We start from the raw sequence: 22,012 nt of genomic DNA, 5'->3' as shown, positions 1-22,012 counted from the left end.
TTTCTGGCCCACAAGCCATTTCCCGGAACTTCAACTCTCTCCCGACACCGTGGAATCCAGATCCGCAAGCACTCCCGGTATCTCCTCAGCTTCTGAACGTCGGTTCAGCAGCAACGCCTGCGCAATACCCGCCAGAATGATCAGGGCGCAGCCGGCCAGCTGGAGGCTATTCAGGCCCTGATCAAACAGTATCCACGCAAGCGCCACAACGGTAATGGGCTCCAGATAAGCCAGGGTGCCGAACGTGGCCGCGGGCAGAGACCTCAGAGCGATAACGGCCAACAGGATGGCCAGGAAACCCGGCAGAATACCGGCAGCAATCAACCACCCCCACTGCGCGCCGGAAATGACTTCGCTCTCCAGCAGCACCAGCGGCAACATGCACAAAGCACCAGCGAGCATCTGGTAACCACTGCGGCTGAACACATGAACACGGTCATCCATGGAACGATTGGTTAACATAAACGCCGAGTAACAGAGCATGGCGCAGAAAGCATAGGCCAGACCGATGGCTTCTTCTGCCCGTCCACTCAGGTTGAAGTTGAATTCCATCATCATGGCGAAGCCCAGCAGCGCGAATCCGACCAATCCAACACTGGCCGAGGTGAGGCGCTCTCCGAGAAAGAAATGAGCCGCCACAGAGGCCGTCACTGGTGCCAGATAAAGCACCATAACAGCGTTCGCCATACTGGTGTAATCCATTGCCAGGATGTAAAACATCACGAAACCCGCCAGGAAAGCACCGGTTACCAACACCTTCATACCGGGCCACATAAAGATCTTGCTGTGTTGCCTGGTTGCCAGCAGATAAACCGCCACCAAAACGGCCCCAATGAAGAGCCTATAGAAGGTAACCGTCTCGGCCCCCACCCCCGCATAGACCGAAATGGCACCGATCGTTCCCATAAAAACTGCGGAGAACGCTGCGGATAGTAAAAAGACTCCGGATCTCGATACTGAAGTCATGCTACCTCTGAATTAATGAATACCCCGTTTAGTCCCGCCGCGGCAAAGGGCAGGCCTGCGCTACACGAACGGAAGGCGCCTCCAGACTATTTAAATAACCCCAAACGCCAACATCGCATCAGCCACCCGACAAAACCCTGTCGTATTGGCACCAAACACGTAGTCTCCCGGCCGGCCGTATTCTTCAGCGGTTTCAAAACAGGAGCGGTGAATTTCGATCATGATGTCCTTAAGGCGCTGTTCGCTGTAATCGAAACTCCAGGAGTCCCGGGAGGCATTCTGCTGCATTTCCAGCGCGCTGGTAGCCACGCCACCGGCATTAGCCGCTTTTGCAGGACCAAATAAAATGCCGGCGTCGCGGAACAACTTCACCGCGTCTGGAGTGCACGGCATATTGGCACCTTCAGCAACCGCCAGGACGCCATTGCGAATCAACGCCTTCGCGTCGATCCCGGTCACCTCGTTCTGGGTGGCGCATGGCAGGGCTACCTGACAGGGCAATTCCCAAATGGACGCCCCGCGCACGTAATCGCTTCCATTCTGCCGCCGGGCGGCATAATCGCTGATTCGGCCGCGTTCCGTCTCCTTGATCTGGCGAACCAGTGCAACATCGATTCCGGCCGGGTCATAAACGTAGCCACTGGAATCGGAGCAGGCGATCACCCTGCCCCCAAACTGCTGAACCTTCTCCATCGCATAAATTGCGACGTTCCCGGAGCCGGAAACTACCACGTCCTTGCCCTCCAGATCGGAACCTTGAGCTGCCAGCATCTCCCGGACAAAATAAACCGTTCCGTAACCTGTCGCTTCCTTGCGCACTCGAGCACCGCCCCATCCGAGGCCTTTACCGGTCAGCACGCCAGATTCGTAACGGTTGGTGAGGCGCTTGTATTGCCCGAACAGAAAACCAATCTCCCTGGCTCCTACGCCGATGTCGCCTGCTGGCACGTCGGTGTACTCGCCAATATGCCGGTACAGTTCGGTCATGAAGGATTGGCAAAACCGCATGATCTCATTGTCAGATCGGCCCTTAGGGTCAAAGTCGGAACCACCCTTGGCTCCGCCGATCGGCATACCGCTCAGAGAGTTCTTGAAGATCTGCTCGAAACCCAGAAATTTCACCACGCCCAGATTGACGGAAGGATGGAAACGCAAGCCCCCCTTGTAGGGTCCAAGGGCCGAGTTGAATTCAACGCGAAACCCCCGGTTGATCTGCACGGTGCCAGAGTCATCCACCCAGGGGACCCGGAAAATGATTTGCCGCTCTGGTTCGCAAATACGCTCAAGGAGCTTCGCTTCCTTATACTCGGGATGCTTGGCAATCACCGGCGCCAGCGAGTCGAGAACTTCCAGAACGGCCTGATGAAATTCAGGTTCCGCGGGATTTCTCAGGACGACCTGCTCATACAGCTGGTCAAGGGGGGCTTTCTGGTGCATGCATCTTCCTCGTTCAGTTTGCGTGAGTCACATGGATAATTTTCAGACGCAGCTGGTTCTTTCCAGCCAAAGGCCAATCAATACGATCGCCTACCCGAAGACCCAGCAAGGCTGTGCCCGCCGGAGCCAGGACGGATACACACTCCTCGCTTCCGTCTCGCGGGGTCGAGTACACGAGTCTCTTCGTGTACTCAGCGTCGTTACTCTCATTTTTAAAATGGACCAGAGAATTCATGGTGACGGTGCCGGAAGGCAGCTTTTCGGCATCAACCAGAGTTGCTCTATCAAGCTCGAGCGCAAGCGCTTCGGCTGTTTCAGTGCCATGTAGCTGTTTCTCCAACATCGCAGATAAACGATCAAAATCCTGTTCTAAGACATAAATAGCTGGACGTTCGGACATACCGACTCCTCTAGGAGTCTGCGCGGCAGAAGTGTTTTGAGCAAGTGACCCCGCCGCGTCGAATCACAGTTCGGCCCGAGAACGTATCCACAATATCCAGCCGAATAGAGTCTCGATTCTCTCTATTCAGTCAGTCAAGACGGTTATCAGCGAATGCGTTATCGTAGTCCGATCACTCAGTACGCCCAAGGATCCCTCGGACCCTCTATTTCAGCCTCATCAGTGAACTCATCCGCCTGAGATTAAGCGACAGACAGACCAGATCCCATTCACCCTGCACGGCGTGAAGGCCCCGCAGACTGAACTGTCGGAAGCCCAGAACATGCTTGATCCAGCCGTTGACCGCCTCAACCAGATGCTTGCGCTGAGCGTAAACCGATCGCCCGGTTGCCGTGGCCAGCTTCCCGGCCATCCGGGCGCTGGCCGGATAACGGCTCGCGTCTATCTCTGAACTCTTCTTGCCCTCCCGGCGCAGCGAGACATAGCCGTCGATGCTTTTGTCTTCCAGGGTCTGTAGATCTTCTTCTTTACGGTAACCCGCGTCAGCCAGACACTGATCCGGATAGGTTTCCAGAGTGTCTTTTGCCTGATCCAGCAGTGGTATCAGACAGCCATTGTCACTGGGATTATTGCCCAGGTGGTTGGCGACAATCAGCTGGAATTCACCATCCACGGCCAACTGGCCGTTGTAGCATTGCTGGAACCCGTCCGCCGTTTTCATAATCCGGCTTTGCGGATCGGTAAAATTGCTCTGATCCTTGTCATCCGGAACCCCATAATCCCGCTTGAAGTTCGGGCCCCCGCGAGGTGAGCGCCGATCATCGTCCGGGGACCGACCCCGGGCCTTGTCCCGCTCTTTCTGGTCTGCTTCCAATTTCTCTTTGGCGGCACGAATCTTGTCCAGCCGCGCCTGCCGGTACTGAAGCTCTTCAGGCAGTTCATCACCCCGGTTATCCGGGCCGAACTGTCGGTCTTCCGACTGGTCTGTCTGACGCGCCTGACGACAAAGTGCATCGATCTCTTTCGATAAACGATCGTCTTCCTCGCCCATGCGGCCATAGCTCATGGCCTTGTGCTTGCTGGCATTAGCCCGAACCTTGGTGCCATCAATCGCCAGTGTTCCCAGCGTGATCAGCTCCGCTTCCCGGGCAATCCGGACCACCTGAATAAACACGGCCTTGAAGGCAACCAAATGGTGTTTGCGGAAATCACAGATCGTGCGATGCCTGGGGAAGTTGCCTGCCGCCAGAACCCGGAAGGCCACGTCTTCTTCCAGCTTCCGGGCGATCTTGCGTGAAGAGAAAACGCCGGTGGCGTAGGCGTAGATCAGAACCTTCAGCATCATTCGTGGATCGAAGGGCGAGTTGCGTCGGCCGTTGCCTTCGTAGCGGGCATAAAACGCGCTTAAATCCAGCTCCTCGACGACATCACTGACAAAATAGGCCAGATGCCCCTCAGGCAGCCACTCGTTCAGGCTCGGGGGAAGAAGCAGTTCCTGGCCAGGCGAATACGGGCGGAAAGTGGTTCCCATCAGATTCTCCGGTGCTGAAGAATTTTTACGCATTATGCCAGAAGGTGTCTCCTGCCGCGCAGACTCCTAGGCCCGCAAGGCAAGGTTCAGTTAGGGGATGTGTTCAGAGGGTTTCGCCGAATTCGACGAGGGATTCGACGAATTCAGCGAAAGGAATGGCAAATACGGCGAGGCCCGGCAGCCAGAAATGCCGCCGCTGATAAAACGGAATGGATGAAGTAAAAACCGGTTTTCATTTTGAAACTCAGCGACTCTGAAAAAGGAAAAATCTTGGCAAGCTACGTTAGCTCAGTTCACGAGGAAATGAAACGATGAAAAGGTCTGAGGCTAGACCATGCCCACAACTCCAAGGCTTCCTCTGAACTTCATCGCGCTCATTCCCAGCGTGTCTGCGAATAGCTGAATACTGGCAACGACAACCCCCAGCGAATGGCCGCCATACGCAGAAGCAGCCCGAGACTGAAAGCGGCCAAAAGAGTGACATTCTCGCCCACCCCTTGGCGAAGCAAGGTCAGGTACAGGAAAGCCACCATCAGTGAAACGCTGGCGTAGAGTTCGTGGCGCAGCACCTGCGGGGTGCGGTTACATAAGATATCCCGGATGATACCGCCAAAGATCCCTGTTGTGATGCCGGCCATGACCACCACCACGGTGTCATAGCCCAGCTTGAGCGCGACATTGCAGCCAATAACCGTAAAAGCCACCAGACCTATGGCATCCAGAACCAGAAACAACTGATGCAGATGCCGCATGAAGCGCGCAATCACGATGGTGACCAGGCCACCGGTAATAGTCATGTAGATATAGCGAGGGTGCTGGGTCCAGGTGACTGGGAAATTACCCAGAAGAATGTCCCGGACAGTTCCGCCACCAAGGGCGGTAAAAAACGCAATTACAGCGACACCAAACAGATCCATGTTCCTCCGCCCGGCGGTGAGGGCTCCCGACATGGCTTCGGCGGTAATGGCAATCATATAGATAGAGGTCAGCACACAGGACTCCTGAGTTTCTGTGGCCTCTCCCCCTGTCCCTGATACCTGAGAGTTTACAGAGCCTGGCTCTGCTTGCCCCTTCGGTGGACTGCGGTGGCAGTCGCTCTCCAGACGGCGTTAGATGATGCTCGCAGTACCTGTGCCTGAGCGTTTATGGGAGTTTGCGCCTTCGGCGGGGCCAACGGCCCACTCTCCTGCGAGACCGGGCATTATAGAGAGATAGGAAGCTAACGTCGAGCGAGGCGGCGGGCTGATAGGCTCAGAATTTTTGACTAATTCTTACTGGTTACTCCGTTATCTTTTTGAAGAGGCGCCCTTTATGCTGCTTTTCCAAGCAGACATTCCTACACGGATTCACTAAGCAGCCTTCGACGGCTTGTGGCCGCTATCTAAGGACACCCCATGAAACTACAAACCATCATCTGCAGCACGCGCCCCGGCCGAATCGGCCCTTCCATTGCCCACTGGTTCAATTCTCTGGTCAATGACCAGGGAACGTTTTCCAGCGAACTGGTCGATCTAGCTGAGTTCAAGCTTCCGGTTTACGACGAGGCCAACCATCCTCGCATGCAGAAATATGAGCATGAGCACACCAAAGCCTGGTCAGCGAGCGTAAATAAGGCAGATGCCTACGTCTTCGTCATTCCCGAGTACAATTTTTGCCCGCCGCCATCGTTCACGAACGCGTTGAACTACGTATACAACGAGTGGAACTATAAGCCTTGCGGGTTTGTCAGCTACGGCGGTGTTTCCGGTGGACTCCGTTCAGCCCAGGTTGCCAAGCAGCTGGTTACTACGCTGAAAATGATGCCGATGGTGGAAGGAGTAATGGTGCAGATGCCGTGGGAGAAACTGGATGACCAGCGCAACTTCCTCCCTGCCGAGCATCACACCGGCTCTGCCAATGCCATGCTGGACGAAATGGCGAAATGGGCAACGGCCCTGAAGTCGCTACGCTGAACACCAGAGTAGTTGAGCAGATTCCCCGGTTAGCAAACCGGGGAATCTGTAGCTTCTACTTCAACGGGCATCAACCCTGCCGGTTTATCAGAACACGGCCATCACGAATAGACGCGGCAACCGGCAACTGGCCCAACAGCACCTCGTAGGGCGACTGCCCCTGCAGAACAACACAGCGAGCCGGAAGTCCCTCCTCGATGCCGTATTCGTCCAGATCCAATGCTGCAGCACCGTTGTCGGTGATCAGCTCCAGCGACCGATCAATCCAACCCATGCCCAGCATGTGGCAGGCGTGCAGGCCTACGTCCAGGGTACGGAGCATGTTGCCGTTGCCCAGTGGATACCAGGGATCGCGGATGGAATCCTGGCCGAAGGCCACCTTCAGTCCCGCATCCAGCAGTTCCGGAACCCGGGTCAGGCCACGACGTTTCGGATAACCATCGAAGCGGCCCTGCAGGTGCAGGCTTTCGGTGGGCATCGACAGGAAGCGCAGGCCGGATTTCTTCAACAGGCGGAACAGCCGGCTGCAGTAATGGTCGTTGTACGAGCCCATGGCACAGGTATGGCTGGCGGTGACCCGTGAGCCATAATCCAGCTTGAGCGCCTCGGCAGCGAGCACTTCCAGGAATCGGGATTCGGGATCGTCGATCTCGTCGCAATGCACGTCTACGAGAAGGTCGTTTTTGTGGGCCAACGCCACCAGCCATTGAACCGATTCAACGCCGTAATCTCGAGTGAATTCGAAATGGGGAATGCCACCGACCACATCGGCCCCCAGACGAACCGCCTCTTCCATCAGCTCCTTGCCCTGGGGAAATGACCAGAGACCTTCCTGGGGAAAAGCGACAATCTGCAGGTCTACTGTGTCAGCCATACGCTCACGCACTTCCAGCATGGCCTTCAGCCCTGTCAGCTTGGGGTCCGTCACGTCCACGTGGGTGCGGACGTGCTGAATGCCGTTATCGGCAAACAGCTTCAACGTCTGTTCGGCCCGACCGATCACGTCGTCGTGAGTCAGGCTGGCTTTGCGCTCAGACCAACACTCGATACCTTCAAACAAGGTACCACTCTGGTTCCAGCGTGGCTCGCCGGCGGTCATGGCCGCATCCAGGTGGATGTGCGGCTCCACGAAAGGAGGAGCGACCAGATTTCCGCCGGCGTCCAGCTGGTTCTCGGCAACGCTTTCAGTCGCATCCTGCGCCGTGACACTGCTGAATTTTCCATCGGTGATGGTCAGCCGGAATAACCCCTCACGGCCCTGAAGCCGGGCATTGATAATAGCGTTCAGATTTTCACTCATAACATCTCCACACAGATTTTCCGCTGGTTTGAATCATGGCCTCGACAACAGATGGGCCAGCACCAGGGTTTTGAAATATTCATTCGGTTCAGCCGCCGGAGGCATCTCCGCGACCAACCGATTCATCCGGTTCCGGATGGTATTTCTATGGCAGCCAAGGGCTTCGGCCATGGCGCACTGGTTTCCACGTTCCTGGAGCCATGACTCCAGAAGATCACGACTACTGTCCAGCAACCCGGCTTCCACCCCAGGCAGGTACTGCCGGATAAGTCCTTCGAGCTGATGACTGCCGATACCGGCTATCAACGCCTCCGCCAGCCCGCCTTCCCGGGGCTCTTGCGACCGCTCCGATGCGACAATCGCCCGGGCAATGGTTTCGGTCACATCCACCATTGGCAGCGAGTAAGGCTGCTCAAACAACGGCATGGCCAGCTCATCCGCCAGACGACTTAACATGGCCGGTAGCTGCCCGATGTAGGCATCGCCGGTCAGCACAACCAGCCCCGATATGCCGCAGTCCCGGCCTTCATAGAGGCACTCGGCCAGGTTGGCCGGGCTACGATGGCGGCTGATACCGGTGACAAATACCAGCTCGCCACCCCTGACCCAGTTGCTGAAAGACCGGTTCTCCGCCAGATAAGGCCAGCGTACCGTGTTGTCTGCGCCGGAACTCCCACCCCGCAGATGGATGGCCCCGAGGCCAGGGAGTTCCGGAATGTCCCGGCACGTCAGGGCCATTTACACCGCTCCCAGAACCTGGGCCCGGCGATCACGCACAGCCTCACTGACCACAAGCACTACACCATAACTGGCCGCGGCAACCAGTACGCCAACAATCGGCGCGATCCATGGCGAGGTATAGGCCGCTGCCGAGCCTATGGCATAGGCCGCCAGCCCGGGAACGTTGAACGCGGGCAGAGTCGCCGTTTCGAGTGACGGATACTCGCGTTTGTAGCCGATGAAATAACTGGCCATGATGACGCCGCCAATGGGCGGGATGAAGGTTCCAAGCAACACAAGGAACGGGATAAGCCATTCATACATACCCAGAACAGCCAGCACTGTACCGATAGCGGCACCGCCCACTGTGACCAGCTTGCGCCGGCGGGTCCGAATCATATTGCAGCCGGCCACGGCAAAGTTGTATACGGTATTATCCTGCGTTGTCCAAAGATTCAGGAAGAGCATCAGAATACCCAGGGTCGCCAGCCCCTGCGCCACCATGATGTCGACGATATCCGCCTGCTGGTAAACCAGAGCACCAAAGGCGCCAATCAGCGTCATCAATCCATTACCGAGGAAGAACGCCAGTAGGGTCGCAATGACCGCCGTTTTTCCGGATTTGGCAAAACGGGTCCAGTTGGTAGCCTGGGTGCCTCCACTTACGAAAGTGCCGAACACCATGGTAATGGCCGCAGCTACGGTCATTTCGTCTGAGGGGGTAATGGCGAGTAATCCCGAAAATCCACCGGCGTCCGAGGTGGCGATTGTCATACTCACCGCTACCAAAATAATCATCGCCGGCACCGCAAAGCGGGACAGCATTTCCAGCCCCTTGTAGCCAATGAACGCGGTGATACAGAAGCCGAAACCGAACACCACCATCAGCGGCGTGGTCCAGCTCTCGGGCAAGCCCGTCAGCTTGACCAGGAGAACGGCCATGGTCGCCGTGCCCCAGGCGTACCAGCCGATCTGGGTAAAGCCCAGGATGAAGTCGGAGAGTTTGCTACCCAGCTCACCGAAGGTAAAACGGGACATCAGGGCCGTATTCAGCCCCGATTTTGCAGCGATGTAGCCAAGAATGGCGGCGTAGGTACCCAGAAGAAGGTTACCGGCTGCCAGCACCAGCAGCATCGTTGAAAAATCGAATGCAACACCGATACTGCCGCCCGCCCACATGGTGGCGGTGAAAAAGGTGAAGCCAAGCAGAACCAGGCCCATGGACCAGATACTGCGACGCTGATCCATGGGCACCGGGCTGAGCGGGTAGTCCTGTTCCTGAGGAGTCACTTGTGAGGTCATTGCCTTGTCTCTCTTTGATGAAAACACGAGAGAAAGATGGCAACGTCTGTGCCATGTGGTCCTCACGGCCATGATTTGAGAGAGTGGATGACACCTGACCTGTGCACTTTGCACAATCACGCCAGGTCAGGATGTAGTCGCATCCCGGGTTCGCCCTGACCTGGTGCAAAAAAGCAGGCCAACGCTCATTTCAGTGCAGGACTGCCCAAAGACCAGACCCTGCAATACCGGCAATCCTGGATGGGAATGATCAAAAGAACGCCTGAATCCCGGTCTGGGCTCGCCCCAGAATCAGGGCGTGAACATCGTGGGTGCCTTCATAGGTGTTCACCACTTCCAGATTCACCAGGTGTCGCGCCACCCCGAATTCATCACTTATACCGTTACCCCCGAGCATATCCCTGGCTAGGCGGGCAACATCCAGAGCCTTGCCGCAGGAATTGCGCTTCATGATGGAAGTGATCTCGACGGCAGCCGTGCCCTCATCCTTCATCCGACCAAGACGCAGGCAGCCTTGCAGGGCCATGGTGATATCGGTCTGCATATCTGCCAGCTTTTTCTGGATCAGCTGGTTGGCCGCCAGCGGCCGACCGAACTGCTTACGGTCCAGCACATACTGGCGGGCGGTGTGCCAGCAATCCTCGGCGGCACCCAGAGCACCCCAGGAAATACCGTAGCGGGCGGAGTTCAGGCAGGTGAACGGCCCCTTCAGCCCTCGCACGTCCGGGAAGGCGTTTTCTTCCGGCACAAAGACGCCGTCCATCACGATCTCGCCAGTGATCGAGGCCCGCAGCCCTACCTTGCCGTGAATGGCCGGGGCACTCAGGCCCTCCCAGCCCTTCTCCAGAACAAAGCCGCGAATTGCGCCGTCATCGTCCTTGGCCCAGACCACGAACACGTCAGCGATCGGGCTGTTAGTGATCCACATCTTGCTGCCGGTCAGGCGGTAACCGCCGTCCACCTTGCGGGCGCGGGTCGCCATGTTGCCGGGATCAGAGCCATGGTCTGGTTCGGTCAACCCGAAACACCCAATCCATTCTCCGGAAGCGAGTTTGGGCAGATACTTCTGGCGGGTTTCCTCATTGCCGAATTCGTAGATGGGCACCATCACCAGGGATGACTGCACACTCATCATGGACCGGTAACCGGAGTCCACCCGCTCCACCTCGCGAGCGATCAGGCCATAACACACGTAGTTCAGGCCGCTACCACCGTATTGTTCGGGAACTGTACATCCCAGAAGGCCTGTCTCGCCCATTTCCCGGAATATCTCCGGGTCGGTCTGTTCGTTGCGGAAGGCTTCCAGCACTCGGGGCCTGAGCTTGCTTTCGGCAAACTGGCGAGCACTCTCGCGCACCATGCGTTCGTCTTCGGTCAGTTGCTGGTCCAGCAACAGCGGGTCTTCCCAGTTAAAACTTGCCTGGTTGGCCATGATGTTTTGTCTCCGTGTTGTGTTTCGTATTTGGAAAGCGCTCGGGCCCCATTCGATCCAACTTGTCTAAGATCCTGGCATCTGCGCAGATTAACGGTGCTTCCACTCGGGCTGACGTTTCTCGAGAAAGGCGGTCATACCCTCGCTTCGATCCTCGCTGGAAAAACTGGACCACAGCAGCCGGCGTTCGTATTCAACGCCCGCTCTCAAAGGTGTCTCGAACGCCTGATTCACCGCATCCTTGTTGATCATGGTGGCCATCTGCGAATAGCCGGCGATTTCCCCTGCTACCGCCATGGCCGTATCAAGCAGATCGTCAGTTGGCACGACCCGGCTGACCAGACCACTGCGCTCAGCTTCCTGCGCATCCATCATTCGACCGGTCAGGCACAGGTCCATAGTCTTGGCCTTGCCAATGGCCCGGGCCAGCCGCTGGGTACCACCGGCTCCGGGCAGGGTGCCAATCTTCACTTCCGGCTGGCCGAAGCGGGCGTTATCGGCGGCAATCAGCAGGTCACACATCATCGCCAGTTCACAGCCACCGCCGAGTGCCAGGCCGGCCACCGCGGCAATCACCGGCTTTCGGCATCGGGTCACGGTTTCCCAATTGGCGGAGATGAAGCGCTGACGGTAGGCCCGGGAAAAGTCCAGGGCATGGACTTCGGCAATATCCGCGCCGGCGGCAAAGGCTTTTTCGTTGCCGGTAATGACAACGGCGCGGATGGCCTCATCCGCTTCCAGGACTTCCAGAGCGGAAGTCAGTTCGTTCATCAGCGCGTTGTTCAACGCGTTGTAGACCTTTGGTCGGTTGAGTCTGACCAGGGCCACAGCCTCATGCTTTTCAAGCAATATGTTGCTGTACTCCATAACCATCTCCACTAACAGATTTTTTCTTATTACTTCTCTATAAAAGCTATGGAAGCTTATTTGTCCGATTTTCAGAGGCTACACCCGAATATTTTTTAAGGCAACATGTTGACATAATATTTTGAGAAGGCGTATGTTGAAACTGACAAGGCAAAGACCTGCTTCTGCGGTCAGCCCATCCAACAAAAACAAACCGGACACAACAGGTGAATCAGATGGACACAGGCATCACTCTCAATCCGGAACGCCGCGCCGCCATGGTCGAGAGCGGCGCATGGAACGACAAGCGCATTACCGACTACCTGGACCAGGCCGTGGCCAGCACCCCGGACCGGGAAGCCATCGTCGGCTACCAGGTCACCAGCGATACCCGCACCGCCCTCACTTATCGGCAACTCAATAACAAAGTCACCCGCATGGCGGCCGGCCTGGCCGGCATGGGCATCGGTAAAGGCGACGTGGTGGCCTGCCAGCTACCGAACTGGTGGCAGACCACCGCCCTGCATCTGGCCTGCATGCGTATCGGCGCGATTCTGAATCCGCTCATGCCTATTTTCCGGGAGCGGGAACTGCGCTTCATGCTCAAGCATGGCGAGGCCAAACTGCTGGTAATACCAAAGGTCTTTCGTGGCTTTGACTACGAGGCCATGATTGACGGTATTCGGGGGGAGCTGCCGGATCTCGAAACCCTGCTGGTCATCGGGGGAGAGGGCGAGCGTAGCTTTGAACAACGTCTCACGGAAACCCCCTGGGAAGAAAAGCAAGACACCAACGCCCTGTTTGCCGAGCGCCAACTCACCGCCGACGACGCCATCCAGATCCTCTACACTTCCGGTACCACCGGCGAACCCAAGGGGGTCATGCACACCTCCAACACCCTGTTTTCCAATGTGCGTCCTTACGCCGACCGCCTGCACCTGAGCTCGGACGACAAGGTGTTGATGGCCTCTCCGGTGGCCCACCAGACCGGCTTCATGTACGGCATCATGATGCCCATTTACCTGGGCACCACCGCCATCCTCCAGGACATCTGGGACGCGGACTATGTCTGCAAGGTGATTGCTGCCGAGAGACCGGCCTTCACCATGGCCGCCACTCCGTTCCTGGCGGATCTGGTGAAAACCGCACCCAAGCACGAGGGTGAACTGGATTCCCTGCGGATCTTCGTCTCAGCCGGCGCCCCCATCCCAAGTGCCGTGGTGGAACAGGCCGGCAAGGTTCTGAAGGCAAAGATTGTCTCGGCGTGGGGCATGACCGAGAACGGCGCGGTCACCATGACCTGCCCGGAAGATCCCGCCGAACGTGCCAGCCAGTCCGACGGCAAGGCCCTGCCCTTCATGGAAGTGAAAGTCACCGACTTCCAGGGCAACGAACTGCCTGCCGGTGAGGAAGGCAACCTGCTGGTTCGGGGCTCCAGCCTGTTTGTTGGCTACCTCAAGCGGCCCGAACTCTATGGCGTGGATGAAGCCGGTTGGTTCAACACCGGCGACCTTGCACGCATAGACAAGGACGGTTACATCCGCATCACCGGCCGCACCAAGGATGTGGTCATCCGGGGCGGTGAGAACATTCCGGTCGTGGAGGTGGAGAACCTGCTCTACAAGTTCCCTGGCATTGTCGATGTCGCCCTGGTGGGTTGCCCGGACGAACGGCTGGGTGAGCGCCTGTGCGCCTATGTCACCCTCGACGAGAACGCCACCGATCTGACCCTGGACCAGGTCAAGGCCTATCTGACCGAGCAGCAACTGTCCAAAAACTACCTGCCCGAATACCTGGAAGTGATCGAGGCCATGCCTCGCACCGCATCCGGCAAGATCCAGAAATTCAAACTGCGCGAGCAGGCTAAAGATGTACGCCTGGAGACGGCCAAGCGCGGTTAATCCCATTGATCTAACAGCTACAGGAGCAAGTCATCATGAGAGGCCTTAACGGAAAAACAGTCATCGTGACCGGCGGCGGGGGCGGCATTGGCCGCGCCGTGTGTCGGCGCTTTGCAGAAGAAGGCAGCGCGGTGGCCGTGCTGGACCGTGATGAAAGTGCGGCCCAGGCCACGGCAGACCTAATCACCGAAGCCGGGGGCAAGGCCCGCGCCTACGCCGCCGACATTACCGATTACGCCGCGATTACTGACACCGTGGCGACCATCGAGAGCGATCTGGGCGTGCCCACGGTGCTGGTAAATAACGCCGGTTTCGACCGCTTCATGCCGTTCCTGAAAACCGAGCCGAAACTGTGGGACCAGCTGATTGCAGTGAACCTGACCGGCGCCCTGAACATGCACCACGTGGTACTGCCGAAGATGATTGCTGCCGGTGGCGGCAAGGTCATCAACGTCGCTTCCGATGCGGCCCGCGTCGGTTCGTCCGGCGAATCCGTCTATGCCGCCTGCAAGGCCGGCCTGGTGGGCTTCAGCAAGACCGTGGCCCGGGAACTGGCCACCAAGAACGTGTGCCTGAATGTGGTCTGCCCCGGTCCCACAGACACTGCCTTACTCAAGGGCGTCGCGGAATCCGCACCCAACCCGGAGAAATTGCTGGAAGCCTTCCGCAACGCGGTGCCCATGAAGCGCCTGGCCCAGCCCGAAGACTACCCCGGCGTCATCGCCCTGCTCGCCAGTGACGATGCCAATTTCATTACCGGCCAGGTGATCAGTGTGTCCGGCGGCCTGACCATGGCCGGGTAAGCGACCAGCTAAACGATTTAGGAGAACGCACCATGAATTACGAAGACATCCTGTACGACGAGAACAACGGCGTCGCCACCATCACCATCAACCGTCCGGACCGCTACAACGCGTTCCGCGGCCAGACCTGCATGGAACTGCTGGATGCCTTTAACCGCGCCGGCTGGAACAAGGACATCGGCGTCATCGTGTTCACCGGGGCTGGTGAAAAAGCCTTCTGCACCGGCGGCGACCAGGGCGCCCACGAAGGCCAGTACGACGGTCGCGGCCTGATCGGCCTGCCAGTTGAAGAACTGCAGCGCACCATCCGGGAAGTGCCCAAGCCGGTGATTGCCCGGGTCAACGGCTTCGCCATCGGCGGTGGCCACGTGCTGCACGTGATCTGTGACCTGAGCATCGCCTCGGAAACGGCCATTTTCGGCCAGGTCGGCCCCAAGGTCGGCTCCGTCGATCCCGGCTTCGGTACCGCCTACCTGGCGCGGGTCGTGGGTGAGAAGCGCGCCCGGGAAATCTGGTACCTGTGCCGCAAGTACAGTGCACAGCAGGCACTGGATTGGGGCCTGGTCAACGCCGTGGTGCCACCGGAGCAGCTGGATGAGGAAGTGCAGAAGTGGTGTGAGGAAATCCTTGAGAAGAGCCCCACCGCTCTCACCATCGCCAAGCGCTCGTTCAATGCCGACAGCGACAACATTGCCGGCATCGGTGCCCTTGGGATGCAGGCATTGAGCCTGTATTACGACACCGAAGAGTCCAAAGAAGGCGTGAAAGCCTTCAAGGAAAAGCGCAAGCCGGACTTCCGGAAATTCTACAAGTAAGCAGACCGACCCGGTGGCCACCCGTCACCGGGGCATAGACACTCCCGGAGAACACCATGAATTTCGGATTCAATGAAGAACAGAACGCGATTCGCGAGGTTGTGGCCCGCTTCAGCGCCGAGGTGCTGGCTCCGGGCTATCGCAAGCGGGATCAGGAAGGCGTCATCGAAAAGGATGTCATCCGCCAGCTCGGCGAGATGGGGCTGCTTGGTGGCGAACTGCCGGAAGAGTTCGGCGGCAGCGGCATGGACTGTGTTACCAGTGGCCTGATCATCGAGGAAATCTCCAAAGGAGATTTCAACGTTGGCTACATCCCCCTGCTGACTTCCCTGAACGGACAGATCATTGCCAGCCACGCCGCGCCGGACCTGGCGAAGGAGTGGCTGCACGGCATGACCTCCGGCCAGAAGGTGGCGTGCATTGCCCTGACTGAACCCCACGGCGGTTCCGACGCTGCCAACTTGCGCCTGAAGGCGGAGAAGAAGGGCGACGTGTACGTGCTCAACGGCGAGAAAACCTCCATCTCCATGGCCGACCAGGCCGACGTGGCGGTGGTGTTCGCCCGCACCGGCACGGTAGAGCAGCGCGCCTCCGGCATCAGTGCGTTCCTGGTGCCCATGGACAGCCCGGGCATCACCACCACCCGGTTCGAGGACAACGGCCAGCGCGCCATCGGTCGCGGCTCGATTTTCTTCGATAACGTGGAAGTGCCCGCCGTCAACATGATGGGCGACGAGGGTAAAGGCTTCAAACAGGTCATGCAGGGTTTTGATTACAGCCGTGCCCTGATCGGCCTGCAGTGCCTGGCCGTCGCGCAACAATCCCTGGATGAAACCTGGCAGTGGCTGACCGAGCGAACCGCCTTCGGCCAGAACCTGTCCGCGTTCCAGGGCCTGACCCATCCGCTGGCGGAATACCAGACCTATGTTCATGCGGCCCGCATGCAGTGCTACCACGCACTATGGCTCAAGGACAACAACCTGCCCCATAACGCCGAAGCCGCCATGAATAAATGGTGGGGGCCGAAATTGGCCTTTGATGTGGTTAAACAGTGCCTGCTGGCCCACGGTCACACCGGTTGGGGTGAGGACCTGCCGTTTGCCCAGCGCCTGAGAGATGTTCTTGGTCTTCAGATTGGCGATGGCACAGCCCAGATCATGAAAAACATCATCGCGAAGGAATACCTACCGAAGTAATCAAACTGATCAACCTGACAAAAGCAACAAGAACCCAAACCAAAACAAGTTTCGTAGCGGAGATGGAACAATGAAAAATACAAAAAAGATTCTGCCCTCAGTCGTTGCCTCAATTCTTATGGCAGGCAGTGCCCAGGCTGCCATATCTGGAGATACGGTTAAGCTTGGGTATCTCGCTGACATGTCCGGCACGTACCGTGACCTTGCCGGCCCGAATGGTTTGACGGCGATGGAAATGGCGGTTGCTGATTTTGGTGGCAAGGTCAACAATGCCGCGATTGAGGTAGTCAGTGCTGACGACCGCAACAGCCCGGACGTTGCCTCCAGCACCGTGCGACGCTGGGTAGAGAATGACGGAGTCGACATGGTTGGCGGGTTGGTGGCCTCTTCTGTGACAATCGCCACCACGAAGATCCTTGAGGAGAACAACAAACTGGGACTGATCTCCGGCTCCGCAGCCTCAAGCATCACCAACGAACACTGCACCCCAAATCATATTCAGTACGTCTATGACACCTACGCACTGTCCATTGGCACTCCAACCGCAATCGTTCAGGAAGGCGGCAAATCCTGGTACATATTGACCGCAGACTATGCCTTCGGTCATGCCATGGAGGCGGACGTCACACGGGTTGTAGAAGCCAATGGTGGTAAGATTCTGGGAAGCATCCGCCATCCATTCCCGACTCCTGACTTCTCTTCATTTATTTTGCAGGCCCAGGCTTCTGGCGCCGATGTCATCGCTCTGGCAAACGCCGGTGCAGATACCACCAATGCGATCACCACTGCGGCAGAATTCGGTATTACCCAGTCAGGCCAGACCATTGCCGGGCTTGTCGTATTTATCAGTGACATACACGCTCTCGGTCCCCAGGCGGCTCAGGGGCTGCAGCTTACTACCGGTTGGTACTGGGACATGAACGACGAGACTCGTGAATGGTCTGATCGTTTCATGGAAGAGACCGGCACCCGTCCAACCATGGTGCATGCGGGCATCTACTCCAGCACGATGCAATACCTGAAGGCGGTGGAAGCTACTGGCTCGGATGACTCCCAAACTGTCCGCCAGCATCTGATAGAGACTCCGATCAACGACATGTTTGCCAAAAACGGTCGTATCCGTGAGGACGGCCGCATGGTTCATGACATGTTTCTGGCTCAGGTGAAAACTCCGGAAGAATCTACCGGCGAGTGGGATCTGTACAAGATCGTTCGAACTATTCCCGGCGACGAAGCGTTCCGACCGCTTTCCGAGAGCAAGTGCAAGCTGATCACCAACTGAGTGAAGACTGCGACTACGGAGTTTCCTGCGAGATCTCAGGAAACTCCGGATTCACAGTGCCCTGCTCCTCCGGCGTGACCCAAGAAAATGCGGAAGATCACCCCGGATCTATGTGAAGATATCGTTGATGAATAGACTCAAACGTCTTGCGAACCATTCTTTACCAACGGGATACGAAATGATCGTCAACGAATCCGGAGGCATCCCCAACCGCCTGTTTTTCCGTCTGTTCCAGACAGGAAACATCCTGCAACGCCAGGTTCAGAATGAAATGGGCATCAGCGCCGTGCAGTGGGCAGTACTGGGTGCATTATCTCGAGAAGGATTCGAAGATGGCACCTCATTCAACCAACTGAAAGAGTACCTCTACGTCAGTCGCCAAAACCTCGATGGCGTGCTCAAACGAATGGAACGAGACGGGCATGTTGTTCGGATACCGGATCCCCAGGATCGCCGAGCTCGACTCGTGGTTCTTACCGAATCTGGCCGCACTTTCTGGAATCGACTTCAGGACACTATTGCCGAATTTTACAGACAGGCCATGCAGGGGATGAGTTTTGATGACGGCGTCAGCCTGCTTCACCTTCTGAAAAAGCTTCAGCATGAACTCATCGACATATCCCTGGAATCGAACATCCCAGGGGAATGATCGTGACTAGCTAACGCCCTCTCCAAAAATCAGCAACGGCAATCAGGCCGGCTCAAACCGCTCCTGTAGCCACGCCTTGATCTCGTCAGACTCATACAGCCAACGATCACTGCCATCCTCCTGATGAATCTTCAGGCAGGGCACCTTGATTTGGCCGCCGCCGGCTTCCAGCGCCGCACGATGTTCCGGGTCATGCTGGGCGTCGCGGGTTTCAATGTTCAGACCGAGCCGTGCGATTTCCTTTCTTACCTTGATGCAGAACGGGCAGGCCTTGAACTGGTACAGGGCGAGATTTTTGCTGGCCTCGTCGGCGCGGGCTTGCTCTTCAGCACTGCGGGTCACGCTTTCAGGCGTGCTGAGCTTTTCACTGAGCAGCATGAAGGGCGTCAGTACCAGACGCAGGGTGCGAAAAAAATAGCGAATAATAACTCTCATGAGTAAGACTCAAACTCCGGGTTTCTTGGTAAAAGTCGGCCTGAACGATGTCGGCATTCAGGATTGATTTGCGTACTTGATAGCGGTGTACGAGGATATCATTTCAACAGATGAAGTGTTCAGAGTAACGGGGGCAGACCCCTCATTGATGGAGAATCCGATGTCTGAGTCCGGCACCAAATCTCTGCGCAAACCCCTGCGATTCTGGGGTTGGGGCTATGCGGATGAGGATCTGCATCCCGAAGAACACGCCATGATCGAGACCGTTACGAAAATGTTGGTGCCGGAAGGCCTGGTGGAGATTGAGCCACCAAAGGTTGAAGACTTTGACCTCCCAGCATCCCGGTTGCTTTCTGTTCCCGAGCATCTCTCAGACATCATTTCCACTACGAACTACGACCGCCTGGTGCACAGCTACGGGAAGTCCTACGCCGACATGGCCAGGATGCTGATGCGGAAAGTGCCCAACCCGCCCGATGCCGTCGCCTTTCCCAAGACGGAAGACGATATCCAGCAACTGTTTCGCTATGCGGCCGAAGACAATATTGCACTGATCCCGTTCGGTGGCGGCACCAGTGTCTGCGGCGGCGTTGAGCCCGATGTTGGCGACACCTACCAGGCGACGATCAGTGTCGATATGGAAAACCTGAACCAGATTCTGGAGATTGATCCTATCAGTCGTCGCGCCCGGATCCAGGCAGGAATCAAAGGCCCGGATCTCGAGCGGCAACTGAAGCAACATGGTTTGACACTGCGCCATTACCCACAGAGCTTTCCGTTCGTGAGTCTGGGCGGCATGCTGGCAACCCGCGCTGGCGGCCATTTTGCGACCGTATACACGCACATCGAAGACATGGTGGAAGCAACCCGGCTGGTCACGCCAAAAGGCATCATCGAGACCCGCGCTCTGCCCGGCTCAGGCGCGGGCCCTTCGGCAGACCGCATGATCTGTGGCTCAGAAGGTACGCTGGGGATCATTACCGAAGCCACCATGCGATTACAGCATCGACCAAAGTGGCGGGCCACGGCGTCCGTCCGCTTTGATCGCTTCATGAACGGTGTCGATGCTGTCAGACAGATCGCGCAATCGGGTTTATTCCCGTCGAATTGCCGTCTACTGGATGAGGCCGAAGTGGTGATCAACCGGATCGCTGACAAACCCTGCGCCATTCTGGTTCTTGGTTTCGAATCCGCAGATCATCCGCAAGACCAGAAAATCGAGCGGGCCGTCGCCATTGCCGAAGAACATGGCGGTGTTCTGCAAAAAGATGGCATTAGCTATAACCCGGATCATGCAGAAAAAGGGTCCAGCGAAGCCGAGTCCTGGAGAAATGCCTTTATCCGAATGCCCTACTGGCGCAATCGATTAACCGCCATGGGCATGATTGCCGACACCTTCGAAACCGCGATCACCTGGGACAGGTTCCCGAGCCTTTACAAGGCAGTAAGATCAACCATGGAGTCCGCGCTTCGCGAGATCACGCAACGACCATTTTCATTCTCCTGCCGCTTTACCCATGTTTACCCGGACGGGCCTGCGCCCTATTTCACGTTTTATTGCGTGGGCGACACTACCGGCGATCTGGGCAAAGCCCTGGAAAAGTGGAAACAGCTCAAGCGCATCTCCATGGAAGTGCTGGCCGAGCAAGGCGCTACCGTCACCCATCACCACGCCGTTGGCCGGGATCATCGCTTTGGCTATGAGCAGCAGACATCACCGCTGTTTCGTCAGACCCTGGCGGCGGGCAAGCACTTCCTGGATCCTCAGGGCATCCTGAATCCGGGCGCTTTGTTTGATCCGCAGGATAAAAACGTTGGCATTCGGGGTGTGTTATCCGATTCGGACGATGCTCTCAGTCCTGATGAGCACCGCTAATCCTTCCCCGCACCCAGGCGGCCCTGAAAGTCTCCGAAGCAACCCCGGCCAGGAATCCGAAAAACGGATCGGCCCAGAAGGTGACCAGTGCCGTTATCCCGATCACTGGCCAACAGGAAGGTTTGGCGACCCAGAGACGCTTAGTCAGGCCAAGCTCGACAGCCGCCACCATTAGCAGGGCACCGAGACCGGCCGCGGGAACGGCGGCGATGAACGACAGACCGCCGGGCACGAATGCGATCAGGAGCAAACCGGTGCCCAACAGAACCGGCGCCAGGCCAGTCCTGGCGCCGAAGCGGTAATGAGCCGCCACACCACCCGCGCCGTGGCACATGGGCAGCGCACCGAACGGTACCAGGAAGAGATTGGCCAGGCCTGTTGTCACCGACAGACGTGCTGGCGAGACCCGGTGTGACTGATCCCCGAAATAATCCCCAACCACCAGGGCCGTCAGAACGATGGCGTTGGTGATGGTCAGCGCCAGTTGTGGCAGCACCAGGATGGAAAAGCCTTGCTGCCATTCATCCATTGACGGCAACTGGGGCATAGAAAAGATCGCCGGATCAGCCGGCAACGGCAGCCCGGGCGAACCTAGCAGGGCCCCGAGAACCATGGCCAGAGCAAGGCCCAGCAGTGCCGCAGGCCAACTGGGGAAAAGTTTCAGGGTGATGGCCAGCAACGCAAGGATAACGAGGCCCAACGGCAGAGAAGTGGCCATCAGTTCCAGGCTCATGCTGGCCAACAACAAACCCAGCCCCAGCTGAAGGCCGCTCAGCACCGACCCCGGCACCAGGCGGGCCGCCCGGTTGATCCACCCGGTTGAACCCAGAAGCAAGAGAATGGCACCGATCAGAACGCCACTGGCGATAAGGCTCTGGGCACTGACCTGGGTGGTAAGCAGGAGCGCGGCCACCGCTTTCATGGGCTGCACGGGCACCGGCAGACGATAATACAGCCCGGTCGCGATATAGAAGACGGCAAACCCCAGCAGCACCGGTACCGGCGCCAGTCCTGCCACGCCAATGGCCCCGAGACTCAGCGGCAGCAAGGTGCCGATATCCCCCAGCGCACCACTGAGTTCGTGAATAAGATTCTTTCCGGCCGAACGCTTGTGTCCGTTCGAACCTTGCATTCCGGTCGAACCCATGCGGGCTCCTGCCTGATTGGTC

At 57.6% G+C, this 22,012-nt stretch carries 20 protein-coding genes and 2 riboswitches; of the genes, 8 read left to right on the top strand and 12 right to left on the bottom strand.

Features of this window, described 5'->3' with window-relative positions; translation table 11 throughout:
* Positions 1-30: 30 nt before the first annotated feature.
* The 5 genes from ACGK9W_RS18845 to ACGK9W_RS18825 form a co-directional block, all read right to left on the bottom strand.
* A complete protein-coding gene (locus tag ACGK9W_RS18845; RefSeq protein ID WP_405418116.1) occupies positions 31-906 on the bottom strand; it encodes a DMT family transporter in 876 nt (291 codons plus the stop codon).
* Positions 907-1,056: 150 nt separating this feature from the next.
* Positions 1,057-2,403, bottom strand: a complete 1,347-nt coding sequence (gdhA, locus tag ACGK9W_RS18840) for an NADP-specific glutamate dehydrogenase (protein WP_405418113.1) — start codon at positions 2,401-2,403, stop codon at positions 1,057-1,059.
* Positions 2,404-2,416: 13 nt separating this feature from the next.
* Positions 2,417-2,803, bottom strand: coding sequence for a nucleoside diphosphate kinase regulator (gene rnk / locus ACGK9W_RS18835; protein ID WP_405418111.1), 387 nt, complete (start codon positions 2,801-2,803; stop codon positions 2,417-2,419).
* 205 nt (positions 2,804-3,008) lie between these two features.
* Entirely contained in the window at positions 3,009-4,334 is a 1,326-nt protein-coding gene (locus tag ACGK9W_RS18830; RefSeq protein WP_053112091.1) for an IS1182 family transposase, read from the bottom strand.
* Between the two features lie 374 nt (positions 4,335-4,708).
* Complete coding sequence (locus ACGK9W_RS18825; protein WP_227497903.1) at positions 4,709-5,308, bottom strand: trimeric intracellular cation channel family protein; 600 nt, start codon at positions 5,306-5,308, stop codon at positions 4,709-4,711.
* A gap of 40 nt (positions 5,309-5,348) precedes the next feature.
* Positions 5,349-5,447: riboswitch (glycine riboswitch) on the bottom strand.
* A riboswitch (glycine riboswitch) is annotated at positions 5,448-5,533 on the bottom strand.
* 195 nt (positions 5,534-5,728) lie between these two features.
* Between ACGK9W_RS18825 and ACGK9W_RS18820 the strand changes: the two genes are divergently transcribed.
* Positions 5,729-6,286 (top strand): NADPH-dependent FMN reductase, encoded by a 558-nt coding sequence (locus ACGK9W_RS18820; protein WP_008177349.1) that lies wholly within the window; start codon positions 5,729-5,731, stop codon positions 6,284-6,286.
* A gap of 70 nt (positions 6,287-6,356) precedes the next feature.
* Here the strand turns inward: ACGK9W_RS18820 and codA are convergent, their stop codons facing one another.
* From codA to ACGK9W_RS18795, 5 genes are all read right to left on the bottom strand, one after another.
* Positions 6,357-7,586: a cytosine deaminase gene (gene codA, locus ACGK9W_RS18815; RefSeq protein WP_405418109.1), complete on the bottom strand. Its 1,230-nt coding sequence runs from the start codon at positions 7,584-7,586 to the stop codon at positions 6,357-6,359.
* 33 nt (positions 7,587-7,619) lie between these two features.
* The gene (locus ACGK9W_RS18810; protein ID WP_273045156.1) at positions 7,620-8,324 is read right to left on the bottom strand and encodes a PucR family transcriptional regulator; all 705 of its coding nucleotides are present in this window, start codon (positions 8,322-8,324) and stop codon (positions 7,620-7,622) included.
* The gene (gene codB, locus ACGK9W_RS18805) at positions 8,325-9,608 is read right to left on the bottom strand and encodes a cytosine permease (RefSeq protein ID WP_273045158.1); all 1,284 of its coding nucleotides are present in this window, start codon (positions 9,606-9,608) and stop codon (positions 8,325-8,327) included.
* A 250-nt stretch (positions 9,609-9,858) separates the two neighbouring features.
* Entirely contained in the window at positions 9,859-11,040 is a 1,182-nt protein-coding gene (locus tag ACGK9W_RS18800; protein ID WP_273045160.1) for an acyl-CoA dehydrogenase, read from the bottom strand.
* Positions 11,041-11,130: 90 nt separating this feature from the next.
* A complete protein-coding gene (locus ACGK9W_RS18795; RefSeq protein ID WP_273045162.1) occupies positions 11,131-11,907 on the bottom strand; it encodes an enoyl-CoA hydratase in 777 nt (258 codons plus the stop codon).
* Between the two features lie 215 nt (positions 11,908-12,122).
* Between ACGK9W_RS18795 and ACGK9W_RS18790 the strand changes: the two genes are divergently transcribed.
* The 6 genes from ACGK9W_RS18790 to ACGK9W_RS18765 all read left to right on the top strand — a co-directional run bounded on the left by ACGK9W_RS18790 (position 12,123) and on the right by ACGK9W_RS18765 (position 18,532).
* A complete protein-coding gene (locus tag ACGK9W_RS18790; RefSeq protein WP_405418104.1) occupies positions 12,123-13,787 on the top strand; it encodes an AMP-binding protein in 1,665 nt (554 codons plus the stop codon).
* Positions 13,788-13,822: 35 nt separating this feature from the next.
* Complete coding sequence (locus ACGK9W_RS18785) at positions 13,823-14,590, top strand: SDR family oxidoreductase (protein WP_273018002.1); 768 nt, start codon at positions 13,823-13,825, stop codon at positions 14,588-14,590.
* A gap of 32 nt (positions 14,591-14,622) precedes the next feature.
* Positions 14,623-15,405, top strand: coding sequence for an enoyl-CoA hydratase-related protein (locus ACGK9W_RS18780; RefSeq protein WP_273018001.1), 783 nt, complete (start codon positions 14,623-14,625; stop codon positions 15,403-15,405).
* A 56-nt stretch (positions 15,406-15,461) separates the two neighbouring features.
* On the top strand, positions 15,462-16,601 hold the full coding sequence (aliB, locus tag ACGK9W_RS18775) for a cyclohexanecarboxyl-CoA dehydrogenase (RefSeq protein WP_104270523.1): 1,140 nt from the start codon (positions 15,462-15,464) through the stop codon (positions 16,599-16,601).
* A gap of 70 nt (positions 16,602-16,671) precedes the next feature.
* On the top strand, positions 16,672-17,883 hold the full coding sequence (locus tag ACGK9W_RS18770) for an ABC transporter substrate-binding protein (RefSeq protein ID WP_008177323.1): 1,212 nt from the start codon (positions 16,672-16,674) through the stop codon (positions 17,881-17,883).
* A gap of 178 nt (positions 17,884-18,061) precedes the next feature.
* Complete coding sequence (locus tag ACGK9W_RS18765) at positions 18,062-18,532, top strand: MarR family winged helix-turn-helix transcriptional regulator (RefSeq protein ID WP_008177322.1); 471 nt, start codon at positions 18,062-18,064, stop codon at positions 18,530-18,532.
* A 42-nt stretch (positions 18,533-18,574) separates the two neighbouring features.
* Here ACGK9W_RS18765 and ACGK9W_RS18760 read toward each other — a convergent pair whose 3' ends face one another.
* Positions 18,575-18,967, bottom strand: a complete 393-nt coding sequence (locus ACGK9W_RS18760; RefSeq protein WP_053113887.1) for a glutaredoxin — start codon at positions 18,965-18,967, stop codon at positions 18,575-18,577.
* A 160-nt stretch (positions 18,968-19,127) separates the two neighbouring features.
* On the opposite strand from ACGK9W_RS18760, the gene ACGK9W_RS18755 reads away from it, so the two are divergent.
* Complete coding sequence (locus tag ACGK9W_RS18755; RefSeq protein ID WP_273018000.1) at positions 19,128-20,843, top strand: FAD-binding oxidoreductase; 1,716 nt, start codon at positions 19,128-19,130, stop codon at positions 20,841-20,843.
* Here the strand turns inward: ACGK9W_RS18755 and ACGK9W_RS18750 are convergent.
* Positions 20,821-21,990: a putative sulfate/molybdate transporter gene (locus tag ACGK9W_RS18750; RefSeq protein ID WP_008177310.1), complete on the bottom strand. Its 1,170-nt coding sequence runs from the start codon at positions 21,988-21,990 to the stop codon at positions 20,821-20,823. The genes ACGK9W_RS18755 and ACGK9W_RS18750 overlap by 23 nt on opposite strands.
* Positions 21,991-22,012: the final 22 nt, after the last annotated feature.

Origin of the sequence: Marinobacter flavimaris (assembly GCF_045057155.1) — a bacterium.
GTDB classification, from domain to species: Bacteria; Pseudomonadota; Gammaproteobacteria; order Pseudomonadales; family Oleiphilaceae; genus Marinobacter; species Marinobacter manganoxydans.
The sequence above is the reverse complement of the archived record's forward strand: the minus strand, read 5'-3'. Positions and strand labels throughout refer to the sequence as shown.